16 protein-coding genes are annotated in these 12,665 nt (G+C 54.7%); 8 read left to right on the forward strand and 8 right to left on the reverse strand.

The genetic code is table 11. From position 1 onward, the window contains the following. From V7680_RS06500 to V7680_RS06510, 3 genes are all read left to right on the forward strand, one after another. On the forward strand, window positions 1–714 hold a 714-nt coding region (locus V7680_RS06500), incomplete at its 5' end, for an ATP-binding protein (RefSeq protein ID WP_442954983.1). Between the two features lie 114 nt (window positions 715–828). Further along, window positions 829–1,302 (forward strand): transcription elongation factor GreA, encoded by a 474-nt coding sequence (gene greA, locus V7680_RS06505; protein WP_335652477.1) that lies wholly within the window; start codon window positions 829–831, stop codon window positions 1,300–1,302. A gap of 4 nt (window positions 1,303–1,306) precedes the next feature. After that, the gene (locus V7680_RS06510) at window positions 1,307–1,948 is read left to right on the forward strand and encodes a rhomboid family intramembrane serine protease (RefSeq protein WP_335652478.1); all 642 of its coding nucleotides are present in this window, start codon (window positions 1,307–1,309) and stop codon (window positions 1,946–1,948) included. Here the strand turns inward: V7680_RS06510 and V7680_RS06515 are convergent. From V7680_RS06515 to V7680_RS06535, 5 genes are read right to left on the reverse strand one after another with little or no spacing between them, the layout of a single operon-like run. Further along, window positions 1,945–2,181: a DUF4170 domain-containing protein gene (locus V7680_RS06515; protein WP_335652479.1), complete on the reverse strand. Its 237-nt coding sequence runs from the start codon at window positions 2,179–2,181 to the stop codon at window positions 1,945–1,947. The genes V7680_RS06510 and V7680_RS06515 overlap by 4 nt on opposite strands. Further along, window positions 2,178–2,717 (reverse strand): hypothetical protein, encoded by a 540-nt coding sequence (locus V7680_RS06520; RefSeq protein ID WP_335652480.1) that lies wholly within the window; start codon window positions 2,715–2,717, stop codon window positions 2,178–2,180. The genes V7680_RS06515 and V7680_RS06520 overlap by 4 nt, the downstream gene beginning before the upstream one ends. Before the next feature lie 3 nt (window positions 2,718–2,720). After that, the gene (locus V7680_RS06525; protein ID WP_335652481.1) at window positions 2,721–3,041 is read right to left on the reverse strand and encodes a hypothetical protein; all 321 of its coding nucleotides are present in this window, start codon (window positions 3,039–3,041) and stop codon (window positions 2,721–2,723) included. Window positions 3,042–3,043: 2 nt separating this feature from the next. Then, window positions 3,044–3,466, reverse strand: a complete 423-nt coding sequence (locus tag V7680_RS06530) for a phage holin family protein (protein ID WP_335652482.1) — start codon at window positions 3,464–3,466, stop codon at window positions 3,044–3,046. A 35-nt stretch (window positions 3,467–3,501) separates the two neighbouring features. Continuing rightward, window positions 3,502–4,068: a hypothetical protein gene (locus V7680_RS06535; RefSeq protein ID WP_335652483.1), complete on the reverse strand. Its 567-nt coding sequence runs from the start codon at window positions 4,066–4,068 to the stop codon at window positions 3,502–3,504. 144 nt (window positions 4,069–4,212) lie between these two features. Between V7680_RS06535 and eno the strand changes: the two genes are divergently transcribed. The 4 genes from eno to V7680_RS06555 all read left to right on the forward strand — a co-directional run bounded on the left by eno (window position 4,213) and on the right by V7680_RS06555 (window position 8,486). Continuing rightward, window positions 4,213–5,487 carry a phosphopyruvate hydratase gene (eno, locus tag V7680_RS06540; protein WP_335652484.1) on the forward strand — a complete coding sequence of 425 codons (1,275 nt, stop codon included), beginning with the start codon at window positions 4,213–4,215 and terminating at the stop codon, window positions 5,485–5,487. Between the two features lie 101 nt (window positions 5,488–5,588). Next, window positions 5,589–5,900, forward strand: coding sequence for an FtsB family cell division protein (locus V7680_RS06545; RefSeq protein WP_335652485.1), 312 nt, complete (start codon window positions 5,589–5,591; stop codon window positions 5,898–5,900). Window positions 5,901–6,018: 118 nt separating this feature from the next. Beyond that, complete coding sequence (pdhA, locus tag V7680_RS06550) at window positions 6,019–7,104, forward strand: pyruvate dehydrogenase (acetyl-transferring) E1 component subunit alpha (protein ID WP_335652486.1); 1,086 nt, start codon at window positions 6,019–6,021, stop codon at window positions 7,102–7,104. Further along, window positions 7,104–8,486, forward strand: a complete 1,383-nt coding sequence (locus V7680_RS06555; RefSeq protein WP_335652487.1) for a pyruvate dehydrogenase complex E1 component subunit beta — start codon at window positions 7,104–7,106, stop codon at window positions 8,484–8,486. Before pdhA ends, V7680_RS06555 begins: the two co-directional genes overlap by 1 nt. A gap of 10 nt (window positions 8,487–8,496) precedes the next feature. On the opposite strand, the gene V7680_RS06560 is transcribed toward V7680_RS06555, so the two are convergent. The 3 genes from V7680_RS06560 to V7680_RS06570 are packed head-to-tail and all read right to left on the reverse strand — an operon-like array spanning window position 8,497 to window position 11,783. Then, the gene (locus V7680_RS06560; protein ID WP_335652488.1) at window positions 8,497–9,195 is read right to left on the reverse strand and encodes a TadE/TadG family type IV pilus assembly protein; all 699 of its coding nucleotides are present in this window, start codon (window positions 9,193–9,195) and stop codon (window positions 8,497–8,499) included. Between the two features lie 12 nt (window positions 9,196–9,207). Then, complete coding sequence (locus V7680_RS06565) at window positions 9,208–9,822, reverse strand: TadE/TadG family type IV pilus assembly protein (RefSeq protein ID WP_335652489.1); 615 nt, start codon at window positions 9,820–9,822, stop codon at window positions 9,208–9,210. Continuing rightward, window positions 9,819–11,783 carry a Tad domain-containing protein gene (locus V7680_RS06570; protein WP_335652490.1) on the reverse strand — a complete coding sequence of 655 codons (1,965 nt, stop codon included), beginning with the start codon at window positions 11,781–11,783 and terminating at the stop codon, window positions 9,819–9,821. The genes V7680_RS06565 and V7680_RS06570 overlap by 4 nt, the downstream gene beginning before the upstream one ends. A 195-nt stretch (window positions 11,784–11,978) precedes the next feature. On the opposite strand from V7680_RS06570, the gene V7680_RS06575 reads away from it, so the two are divergent. Continuing rightward, window positions 11,979–12,650, forward strand: a complete 672-nt coding sequence (locus tag V7680_RS06575) for a hypothetical protein (protein ID WP_335652491.1) — start codon at window positions 11,979–11,981, stop codon at window positions 12,648–12,650. The last annotated feature ends 15 nt before the right edge of the window (window positions 12,651–12,665 follow it).

The following is a 12,665-nucleotide window of genomic DNA, read 5'->3' on the forward strand; positions in this document are numbered from 1 at the left end:
CTGATCGAGGTCAATCCCCGCGCCAGCCGGACGGTGCCGTTCGTCGCCAAGGCGATTGGCATACCGATCGCCAAGATCGCCTCGCGCGTGATGGCCGGAGAGAAATTGAAAGATCTGCCCGTGATCAACCGGCATATCGACTATACCGCGGTGAAAGAAGCGGTATTCCCGTTCAACCGCTTCCCCGGTGTCGATCCGGTCCTGTCACCGGAAATGAAGTCCACCGGTGAAGTCATGGGTATCGACCAGAATTTCCCGATAGCCTTTGCCAAATCGCAACTTGGCGCGAGCATCATCTTGCCGGATAGCGGGACGATCTTCATCTCGGTCAAGGAAACCGACAAGAAGGTGATCGAACCGGCCGCCCGTCTGGCGGAGAAACTTGGTTTCAAGCTTATCGCCACGTCCGGCACCGCGGCCTTTCTGACCGAACAGGGGATCAAGGTCGAGAAGGTCAACAAGGTCGCCGAAGGGCGTCCGCATATCGTCGACCGGATCAAGGACGGTGATGTCAGCATGATCTTCAACACCACCGAGGGCTGGCAGTCGCTGAAAGATTCCAAATCGATCCGCGCCGCGGCGCTGGTCGGAAAAATTCCGATCTACACAACCGCCACTTCAAGCGATGCGGTGATGCAGGCGATTGCGGCTCTGCGCGATGAGACTCTTGAAGTTCGTGCGCTACAGTCCTATTATAAGGCTTCGCAGACTTAATTTTCCGACATTTTGTCAAACTGCGGGCGCCCTTCGAAAGCGGGGCGCCGGAAATCTGTTTTTGACGCTGCACGGCAGAAATCGGCAGCCTATCAGTAAGGAAAGGCCAATCTAATGGCTGTTGAAAAAGTACCAATGCTCGCCGAAGGCCATGTAAAAATGGAAGCCGAACTCAAGGCGCTGAAATTGGAGCGTCCGATCATCGTCGACGCGATCGAAACCGCGCGTGCCCATGGCGATCTGTCGGAAAATGCCGAATATCACGCAGCCAAGGAACGTCAGGGCCAGGTCGAGGCGACGATTGGCGACCTCGAAGACAAGCTCTCCCGCGCCCAGATCATCGATCCGACGACCTTGTCCGGTGATAAGGCTGTATTCGGTGCGACGCTGACCTTGCGCGACGAGAACGAAAAAGCGGTGAAATACCAGCTGGTCGGTCAGGCCGAAGCCGATGCCAAGGCTGGCAAGATCAGCTATAATTCACCGATTGGCCGCGCCTTGATCGGCCGCAGTGTCGGCGACGACATCGAAGTGACGGTGCCCTCTGGCGACAAATATTTCCTGCTTGAAAAAATCGAGTTCATCTAAACCGATGAACATGCCGGCCGGAAAACTCACCAACGGACTGATCATTGCCAATGTCTTGATCTTCCTGGTGATCTGGATTTTTGGCTGGGAGCAGGATGCGTTACTGCGCGGCGGGATGTTCCCGATCCGGTTGAGCGGCGAATTTATCGATACATCCGCTTATGGCTGGCTGGTGCCGGCCTGGCTGACGCCACTGTCTTCGGCCTTTTTGCACAGCGGACTGCTGCACATCAGCTTCAACATGCTGATGTTGCTATTCTGCGGCCGCTTTGTCGAACAGGCGCTGGGGCCTCAGCTGATGGCGCTGCTTTATGTCGTCGGTGCTTATGCGGCGGCGATCGCGCAATTTGCAGTCGATACCGGATCAATGATTCCGATGGTCGGCGCCAGCGGCGCTATTTCCGCGATTTTGGGGGCTTATGCATTGCTATTCGCGCGTAACAAGGTCGATCCGGTCGGGCCGATCCCGGGCCATATTGTCCGTATCGTCTGGCTGACGCTGGCGTGGATCGGCATCCAGCTGATGGTCGGTCTGGCCACCAGCGGTAATCTCCAAGGTATCGCGATTTTCGCCCATATTGGCGGATTTGTAACCGGTCTGGTGCTGACCAGACCGCTACTGGAGTGGCGCTTTCGCAGCGTCTAGTCTTCGAGCGGTACGTCCGGCTCGAGCAGCTTGTGCAAATGGACGACAACATATTTCATCTCGGCATCGTCCACGGTTTGCTGGGCCTTTGAACGCCAGGCGTCCTCGGCTTCGTCATAGTCGGGATACACCCCGACCAGATCCATTTTGTCGAGATTGACAAATTCGACGCCGCGCGGATCCTTGACCCGTCCGCCCATGACCAGATGAATTTTGCTGCGTTGTTCGCTCATTTTTTGCCCTGATTTTCTTCTTTTACCGCGCTTTGTGCTGCGGCCATCGCGGTCTTAGCAGCCTCGATCGCTTTGCCAAACATATCTTTAAACTGGTCGCGCATATTGTCATTGCTCAGACCCAATTCGCTGATCTGGTCGCGGCTTGCGTCTTTGGCTGCCTGATAGGCGGTCTTGGCGGTTTCGTTGATCTTGCGCCCAGCGCCGCCCACATATTTACCTTCGGCTTTGCTTTTCGGCAGCATGACTCCGATCAGAACGCCCAGTGCGGCGCCAGCGGCGACAATCGTCAGCGGGCTGTTGGTGATGGTTTCTTCGGACTTGGCCGCCGCTTTTTTGGCGACGTCTTTGGTGGCGGCAACGCGTTCAGCCGCTATTTCACGGCCTTCGCCGAGCAAGGCTGCTGCACGGGCTTTGCTTTCGGACATTTTTTCGCGGGCGACGATGGAGCTTTCGCTGGCAATTTCTCTGGCGGTTTCAAACCGTTCACGGGATGCCGCGCGGGCTTTGTCGATATTGTCGGTTAATTTGCTCATATTCTATTCCTCGATTTGATCCGACGGGGATTTCTTCTGGTTGGCGATAAGTCTGGCGATCGGCCTGCGCATCGCGATCAATGCAGCGGTGGCCGCGACCGTCGCGGTGATAGCCGGATGAGCCTTCAGACCTTTGGTGGCTTTGCGCCCGGCGTCGCCGACCCGGTCAGCGGCTTTGCTTTTGGCTTCGGCCACGAGGTTGGACGGTTTCAGTCGCTCTCGCGTTGCTGCTGTGTCGAGTTTCAGATTCCTGCGCGCTTCGGCCCGGTTCATCGCCAGGCTGCGCAGGCTGAATATTTCATCATTGGTTCTCGACATCATCATTCTCACGAATTATTTTCATCCAGTGGCAGTTTTCTTGCCCTTATTATCGCCATGCTCATCGTTACCGAAGCAACGAGAAGCGCTGACCCGGCGACGATACCGGTCGCCGCCAACGGGCCAAAATATTCCGAGAGAACAAGCAACATTCCCAGAATAAGAGCGATGATTGCCATGATTCCTACCACCACCGCAACCCCGAACAGCAACAGGACACGTTTGGTCGCGGCCAGATTGACCGACAATTTGGTGCGATAATATTCGACTTCCGCGCGAGCCAGAACCCGAACGTCCTCGATCAACTCGTTGACCTGCGACGTCAGAGTCCTGGCGTCGGACGCGGCTCGCGCTTCGTGCTCGGCGTTGTTTGCTGTTTCCTCGGAAAGTCGCTCGTCATCCAAAACTGGAATATCCTTGTTCTGCAACATCCGTCACCTGCTAATATGGTGACGGCAGGTTACACTCATGCGTCGCGATCATCCATCCCTGATTTGACCAGGCGAGAGATCAAAAACCCGACAACGGCCGCTGCGCCAATCGCCACTGCCGGACTTTTCCGGACAAAGTCGCGTGCGTCTTCGACCATCTCGTCAACTTCCTTGCCGTTGAGCTTTTCAGCGAAGGCGGAGACCGAGTCTGCTGCTGAACGGGCATAGTTGCCGTATTTCTCGCCGACATTGTCGTCGATGGTTTTCGCGCTATCCTCGATCATCTTGCTCAGATTTTCGATCGCATTGCCGGTGTGTTCCTTGCCCGCGGTGGCCGCCGATTTGGCTTTGGTCATCGCACGTTCCTTGAAATCACCCGTCGAGCTCGCTTTTGAAGCCGCTGCCTTGGTCGCACCGGCCTTCAATGGAGCTGCCTTTTGCGCCTTTGTCGTGCGCTTTTCAGATGTGTCTTTTTTCGCTGCAGGTTTTTTTGCCGCAGTCTTGGTATTTGTCTTCCCGGCTGGTTTCTTGACTTCTGCCATGATCAATAATCCTTCTTCGTTTGTCCCTTGCCAACGCACAGCAAATGGGAATTGTTCCATTTGAAGTTCCCTCATAAAAGAAATGGGATGATTTGCCATGTTATCAAGGGGCAAAGCACGGATAAATCTAGTGCAATAGATTGCAAGAAGCCCGCCGTGGCTCTAAGGGCATGGCAATTGTTTTACTTCACTCGGAGCATTTTCATGACCGCAATAATCGACCTTCATGCCCGTCAAATTCTCGATAGTCGTGGCAACCCGACCGTAGAGGTCGATATTCTGCTCGAGGATGGCAGTTTTGGCCGGGCAGCCGTTCCGTCCGGTGCCTCAACCGGTGCATATGAAGCGGTTGAATTGCGCGATGGTGACAAGAGCAAGTATCTCGGCAAGGGCGTTCTCAAGGCTATTGATGCAGTCAATGGCGAGATCAAGGATGCGCTGACCGATCTGGATGCAGAAGACCAGGAAGAACTGGATGCTGTGATGATCGCCCTTGATGGCACGCCCAATAAAGCAAGACTGGGTGCCAATGCGATCCTGGGCGTCAGTCTGGCCGTGGCAAAGGCTGCAGCAGACGCTCGCGGTTTGCCGCTCTATCGTTATGTCGGCGGGGTTTCGGCTCATGTCCTGCCGGTGCCGATGATGAACATCATCAACGGCGGTGAGCATGCCGACAATCCGATCGATTTCCAGGAATTCATGGTGATGCCGGTCGGGGCTGACAGCCTCTCGGAAGCGGTTCGCTGGGGGTCGGAAATTTTCCACACGCTCAAAAAAGGCCTGTCCGAAAAAGGACTGGCCACTGCGGTTGGCGACGAAGGTGGCTTTGCACCAAATCTCGGCTCTACCCGTGAAGCGCTCGACTTCATCATGGCTTCGGTTGAAAAAGCCGGGTTCAAGATTGGCGACGAAGTCGTGCTTGCGCTGGATTGTGCGGCAACCGAATTTTTCCGGGACGGCAAATATCATATCTCCGGTGAGGGCAAGGTGCTCAGCCCGGCAGAGATGTCCGACTATCTCGCCGCGCTTTGCAAGGACTATCCGATCAAGTCGATCGAAGACGGGATGTCGGAAGATGATTTTGAAGGCTGGAAGCTGATCACGGATGCGGTGGGCGATACGGTGCAACTGGTCGGTGACGATCTGTTCGTGACCAACCCGGAGCGTCTGTCGATGGGCATCGCCGACGGCCTTGCCAATTCGCTGCTGGTGAAGGTCAACCAGATCGGAACACTTTCGGAAACATTGGCTGCGGTACGGATGGCGCAAAATGCTTCTTATACAGCGGTCATGTCGCATCGCTCCGGTGAAACCGAAGATAGCACCATCGCCGATCTCGCGGTCGCGACAAATTGCGGTCAGATCAAGACCGGAAGCCTGGCGCGGTCGGACCGGCTGGCAAAATATAACCAGCTGATCCGGATCGAGGAAGAATTGGGAAGCGTCGCACGTTACGCCGGGCGTTCCATTTTCAGTTAAACGCTGTTTCCTCGTTTTTATGAGGCGGCTGGGCGTCCTTTGTCCGATTTAAATATTAACCCTCTTGCCAGCGAATCACTTTTCTGATTCAAGACTGTTCTATGGCGCAACGCGAAAAAATTACCGGTTTGATAAGAGCGGCCCTCGGGCCGGGCTTTGCGTTGATGACTCTGCTTGCCATCGCCGGCTATGCGGTAATCGGACCGACCGGGGTTTTGGCATGGGGCGAATATCAAGCCAAGCTGGAGACGCGCGGAATCGAACTGGCGAAGCTGGAAGCAGAACGCGATGCTTTGGGCAATCGGGTGCGACTGCTCGATCCACGCGGTGCTGATCCTGACCTGATCAGTGAACTGATGCGCAAGAAATTAAACGTGGTCCATCCCGACGAGATCATTGTTCCATTGAAATAGGCTTCGGCTGTTTCAGTCTGTCCTACCAATTATTTAACCGGTCAGCGAGTCTAAGTACTTGGGTAACGCAGCAGTTTTGGCTATGCTATTCCTTCGTCAAAAAAAGGATCCCGCTCGCGTGGCAAAATCTCCCCGGAAAACCACTTCAGTCAAGAAATCCGTCGCGCCAAAGAGCGCCAAAACCGAAACAAGGCCTGCCGTGCTTTCCACGGGTGGATTGAAAGCGCCGATTTACAGCGCGACCAAAGCAGAGATGCTCGATTTCTACGAACAAATGCTGCTTATCCGGCGGTTTGAGGAGAAAGCCGGCCAACTATATGGCCTCGGCCTGATCGGTGGTTTCTGCCATCTTTATATCGGCCAGGAAGCGGTGGTTACCGGTCTGCAATCTGCGATCAATCCCGGCAAGGATAGCGTCATTACCGGCTATCGCGATCATGGTCATATGCTGGCTTGCGGTATTGATCCGAATATCGTGATGGCAGAGCTTACCGGCCGCGCCTCGGGCATTTCGAAAGGCAAGGGCGGTTCGATGCACATGTTCTCGGTCGACCATGGCTTCTATGGCGGCCATGGTATCGTGGGCGCCCAGGTCTCGCTCGGCACCGGTCTGGCCTTTGCCCATAAATATAAAGAGGACGGCGGCGTCTGTCTGGCCTATTTCGGTGACGGGGCTTCCAATCAGGGCCAGGTCTACGAAAGCTTCAATATGGCGGAACTCTGGCAGCTGCCGGTGATCTTCGTGATCGAGAATAACCAATATGCCATGGGCACGAGCGTCAACCGCTCCTCTGCTGAAGACCAGCTCTACCGGCGCGGTGAAAGCTTCCGCATCCCCGGCGTCCAGGTCGACGGCATGGATGTGCTGGCGGTTCGCGGTGCGGTGGAAGAAGTTTTGAAGGACGTGCGGAGCGGCGGCGGTCCGGTATTGATGGAGCTTAAAACCTATCGCTATCGCGGCCACTCGATGTCCGACCCGGCCAAATATCGCAGCCGCGACGAGGTTCAGGATGTGCGCGAGAAGTCCGATCCGATCGAACGGCTGAAAGCGACCTTGCTTAAAGAGGGCGTGACCGAAGAGGATCTGAAAGCATTGGACAAGAAGGTCCGCAAAACAGTGATAGAAGCCGCAGACTTTGCCGAAAGTTCACCCGAACCGGAAATGTCCGAACTTTATACAAACGTTCTGGTGGAGCAATATTGATGGCTATCCAACTCAAAATGCCCGCCCTGTCGCCGACCATGGAAGAAGGCACATTGGCCAAATGGTTCGTCAAGGAAGGCGACGAAGTCAGCTCCGGCGATATTCTCGCGGAGATTGAAACCGACAAGGCAACGATGGAATTCGAAGCCATTGACGAAGGCGTGATCACCAAAATAATGGTCGCGGCGGGAACAGATGCCGTCGCAGTCGGAACGGTAATTGCCGAAATGGCCGGCGAAGATGAAGAGGCCTCCCCGGCGACGACCGAGGAACCGGCTACCACTGCCAAGGCCGAAGCCGAGCCTGAACCCGACGACTCTGCGGCCCCAGAAATCACAAAAGCCGCGCCGCCAGCGCCGATTTCGCGAGCCGAAGATCCATCGGTGCCTGCGGGTACCGAGATGGTTTCGCTGACGGTGCGGGAAGCTTTGCGCGACGCGATGGCGGAAGAAATGCGCAAGGACGAGACCGTCTTTGTGATGGGCGAAGAAGTCGCCGAATATCAGGGCGCCTACAAGGTCACCCAGGGCCTGCTCGAAGAATTTGGTGCGAAGCGGGTGATTGATACACCGATCACCGAACATGGTTTTGCCGGCATTGGCGCTGGCGCGGCGATGGGCGGATTGAAGCCGATAGTCGAATTCATGACCTTCAATTTCGCGATGCAGGCGATCGACCAGATCATCAACTCGGCGGCCAAGACCAATTATATGTCCGGCGGCCAGATGCGCTGCCCGATCGTGTTTCGCGGTCCCAATGGCGCGGCTTCGCGCGTTGGTGCTCAGCATAGTCAGAATTACGGCCCGTGGTACGCAGCGGTTCCCGGCCTGATCGTAATTGCGCCTTATGATGCTGCCGATGCCAAAGGTTTGCTGAAAGCGGCGATCCAGTCACCCGATCCGGTCGTGTTCCTGGAAAATGAACTGCTCTACGGACGCTCATTCGAAATACCAGAAATCGACGATTATACGCTTCCGATCGGCAAGGCGCGGATCATGCGCGAAGGCAGTGATGTCACAATTGTCAGCTATTCGATTGGTGTTGGTCTGGCGCTCGAAGCGGCTGACAAGCTGGCGGGCGAGGGGATTGAAGCCGAGGTTATCGATCTCCGCACCTTGCGACCGCTCGACACCGAGACTGTGCTGAAAAGCCTCGCAAAAACCAATCGTATGGTGGTTGCAGAGGAAGGGTGGCCAACCTGCTCAATAGCTAGTGAAATCATCGCTGTCTGCATGGAACAGGGCTTCGACGATCTGGACGCACCGGTCATGCGGGTGACCAACGAAGATGTGCCACTGCCTTATGCAGCCAATCTTGAGAAAGCAGCGCTGCTCGACAGCGCGCGGATCATCACGGCGGTGAAGAAGGTCTGCTATCGGTAGTTGGCTGTGTTTAGAAGGTATCGTTATAGGTGGTGCACAGCGCCCTCGGGCCGCCGTCATTGGCTAGACCTGCCGCTAGATTGCGATCATCGCGGATGTTGAAGGCGGCTTCCTGACGGATGACGCGCGGTTCTACAAACAGATCGCCAAACATTCCTTCAAATTCATATTCGAGTTCCACGAACATGATCGCGGTTCCGAAGACGGCCGCAACCTCTGAGCCATCCTGGCCCATACCGGTAAAGTTGACGTCGCTGGTTCCGTTGGTACCCTGTCCGCCATATGCTGGCGTGGCAGCAAGTATTCCCTTGCAACGCTGCCACCGGATCAACTGATTGTTGTTGCCATCCAGTTCCAGGCTGGACAATATGACCCGGCCGCGCGACAGAAGCTTGATATTATCACTCTGCAATGCAGTGCCTCGAAATGACCGCATGATATCTGATTCTGTGATTGTCGGTGCCACGAGACCATTGTTGGTCTGTCCCAGGCGCGAGGCGTTATCAGCCAGGTTAAGTGCGGTTTGGCTCAACTGCATATTGATGATTGCCAAGTTGGAAATTTCCAGTCCAAAGAAACCAAGTCCCATGAATATTGGCAGGCTGAATGCGAATTCGGTTAGCGCAAGGCCGGTCCGATCCTTCATCAGGCGCTTCAGCATTCCTGACATCGCGCCCTTTTTCCGTACCGGCATTTTTATATTTTCCATTGCCATATATCCTTAGATGCAGTTGCCGGGCGTCACGGGGGACTGATCGGCTTGTTGAGCATAAGGCTGGTTTTGAAGCACAGTAGATGCTGTCAGTTTGATAGATTGGGGCATGCCCATCAGCCGATATAACGGAAACAGCCGATCATAGGTTACCGCAACATTGTAGACCACGACATCGCGCGCGCCACCAAGCCCTTCCTCACCAATATCTGCATCCCATTGGCCGTTGGCGTTTTCGTCCTCAAACACTTCATTATTGTTGCAGTCTGAGTCGCCGTTACTGTCGGTGAAGGCCTCGGGCCGGTTGACGTCATCGAAGCTGAAATAGCTGGCGCGCTCGATTTCAATATCGTCACGTTCGATGCTGTTAGCCAGATTTTGTATAGACGTCCGGACTTTATCGTCGATGATGTCGGTGTTGCCAGCAAGCGCAGCATTTTCCAGGGCCGAATTTCGCGATGCTTCTTGCACTGCGCCGTTCAGGATCGATTTGACATATGTGATATGCCCGAAATCAAATATCCCCATCAGCAGCATGAAGAACACGGGTGCAATGATCGCAAACTCAACCAAGGTTGCACCCTCCTCGTCACGCGTCACGCGTTTTGAAATTTTATATATCATTCGGTCAGCCTCAAATCTGCAATCGATGCCGCAATCTCAGCGAAATTCTGATTTAGCTGCGCCGCATTTGTCGAGACGAAAGCGCTGTTCGGGCTTGCGCAGTTTCTCAGGTCATCATTGAGATTGGTCGCGAAGGCCACGACCCAGAGACGAATGCCCTTGGCTCTAATGGCAGCACAGATCGCGTTGAAGCGCGAAGTGTGACGTGAGACCAGCTGCGCATCGCTCCCGTCATTACTGACGCGGCGATCGTGAATATCCACGCCATAGGCGCTGTAATAGACAGGGCCCGGGTCCAATATGCCATCGGTCATAAAGATAATATGACGACTTACAAAACCGTTATTGGGAGCGGGCTGGTTCACATTGGCCGAAAAGATTCCGTCCGGTGAACTCAATCGAGCACCCCACATCGCACCGATATCGTGATAGGTTCCGCCATTGGCATTGAGCGCATCTGAATAGGTTACGAACGCACTTCGTGTCATTTCTCCCAACAGGCGCGCTGGCTGGGGGCAGGCAGTTTGCACACTGCCGCCGTTAGTGGCCACATTGTTGGTGTAGCGCCACGCTCCGCTGGAGTACGCCCAGCGAGCATAGCTCACTTCGGGCCAGTATGGACGCCAACGTGTGTCATTGCTGTTTGGCGCCGCATCGATATTTAGATCGGATGCGTTTGTTGATACGATTCTGCCCAACGGACCATTGTATGAGAAAGTTGCATCAGCTACGGTTTTGCGTTCTTCAATACAACCTTCCCATCTGGTTCGCGCACTGTCACCAACCGTGTTGGACGGAATGGGAACCCTGGTACCATTGTCTATCGATGAAACATAAGCCTGGACCGGCCAGGTAAGATTGTCATATTCCCAGCGGTCGAATGTCGCACCTGATCGGGTACCATCATAGGACTCAACTCTAGTGGGCTGAGTGGTAGTTACCTTACGCGTACAAGTCTTGATCGTCTGTCCATCTCTGGTGGCTGACGATCCTGACCAGCTTTGCAGCGAATAGGTTCTGGTAATGTTGCCAGTCACTTTGGGATTTGGACCTGCAGTATAATCTCTAGCCTGGCCGTCGGTGCTACTGCGGTCGGGAGTGGTTATGTTGCCGTTGTTCCGATCTACGCGATAATAGCGGAAATTATCGTTGTTAGCATATTTGTTGCAATTGGAACTGGTCAGTAGCGCCGGATCATTATCATCTTCGGCAAAAACTTCCGTGGTCGTGGAAGTAGATACCGGACCGTCTACCTGATAAACAGCCCGTCGCGATTGATAAGTAGCCGTCTCGCCAGTGGCCTGGCCGACAATCATGTCATTGCCGGGGTCGTTGGCCAGCAAAAGCCGACCGACATTTACCGTGCCGGAATAGGGTACCATTCCGTACCTGATGCGCGCCTGTGAACTGGCCGATGCCGTTGCCAATATATCGTAAAAATCAACCATTGCAGTGCGCAGGGCACGTATTCTGGTCGTCGTGCCACCATTGCCGGTGGAGACATTATTATCCATCGATCCAGTGGTATCCAATACCATCGTGACATCGGCGTTACTGATGGTCAGTAGCGCATTGCATTTTGCCGATAGCGAGATGGAGTCAAAACCGAAGACCTTCATGACAACAGTTGGCAACTTGGTCGTGGCGACGCCTTCGACCAAACCACCGGCATTGGGTGATGAGGCTACGAAGCTTGTATCCTTGCTATTTTGGTAGTTTTGCGGGAAGTTGGCGTTGAACAGAGCCGCCGCACGATCATTGGCTTGTTGGTCAAACGTGCCGTCACCGACCGCTTTACGGCCGGCGAGAACGCCAGCATCACAGGCCTGCTGCAAACGCGCCTTGACCATATAGGTACGGCTTGCGTCGACGCCGCCGCCGATCATCGCAGTAAGCGGCAGCAAGGCTGCACCCATCATCGCAATCGTATTACCAGCGGTGTCCGACAGCAATTTTTGCATAAATGATTTTCGCGATTTCATCTCGTTCTTGTCAATCATGTACCCCGGGCCCCCGATCAATGCGCAAACGGATCACGCATGTGGATTTCAATTCAGGGTGTTAGATAGCGAGAAAAGGGTTAGCGGCTGGCCAATGGCTTTGGTTAAAGCGATCTTTACCTTGATTTTACTAGGAAAACTGGCGACCGCTGCAACATGAATGATGTGCTGAAAGAACTGGAACCGCTCCAAAGATTGATTGTTGCCTATGCAAAATCAACCGATCGTGCTCGTTATGCGCTGTTATTTGCCCTCGACGCGCGATTCGCGGAAATAGTCCGTTCAACGTCGGAAATATTGATTGGACAGATGCGGTTAACCTGGTGGCGGGATATTTTAACCAAGCCAGTGGCCGAGAGGCCGATTGGCGAACCGCTGGTCGAATATATCAATCTGCTCGAAACCGGAGGGGAAGACCTCAAGCCGCTGTTGGCTCTGCTCGATGGATGGGAAGTGATGCTCGACGATTTTCCGTGGGATGATCGTCAGTTTCAAACCTATGCATCAGCCCGTGGTCCCGGATTTTTCGATTTTGGACTAGCGGGTGCGAAGCCATTGACCAAAGGTCAGGCAGAACAGGCCCGGGCTTGGGCATTGTGGGACTTTGCCCGGCATTGCTCAGACGCAAATATGCGGTCGTCGGCCTTCGATCGCTGCTCGGAGATAGTCAAGGCGCAGAAGCGCGTCGATTTTGACAGAAGCGGACGACCGCTCTCTATCCTTTGCAGACTGATGGTCCGCGATGTTAGGACCGGGCAACTGGCTGCCGATCTATATACTCCGGCCAGCGCCGCGCGCATCATCTGGCACGGTATCGCTGGTCGCTAGGACGACAGCCGCTAA

It is taken from the genome of Parasphingorhabdus sp. (assembly GCF_036963705.1).
GTDB lineage: Bacteria > Pseudomonadota > Alphaproteobacteria > Sphingomonadales > Sphingomonadaceae > Parasphingorhabdus.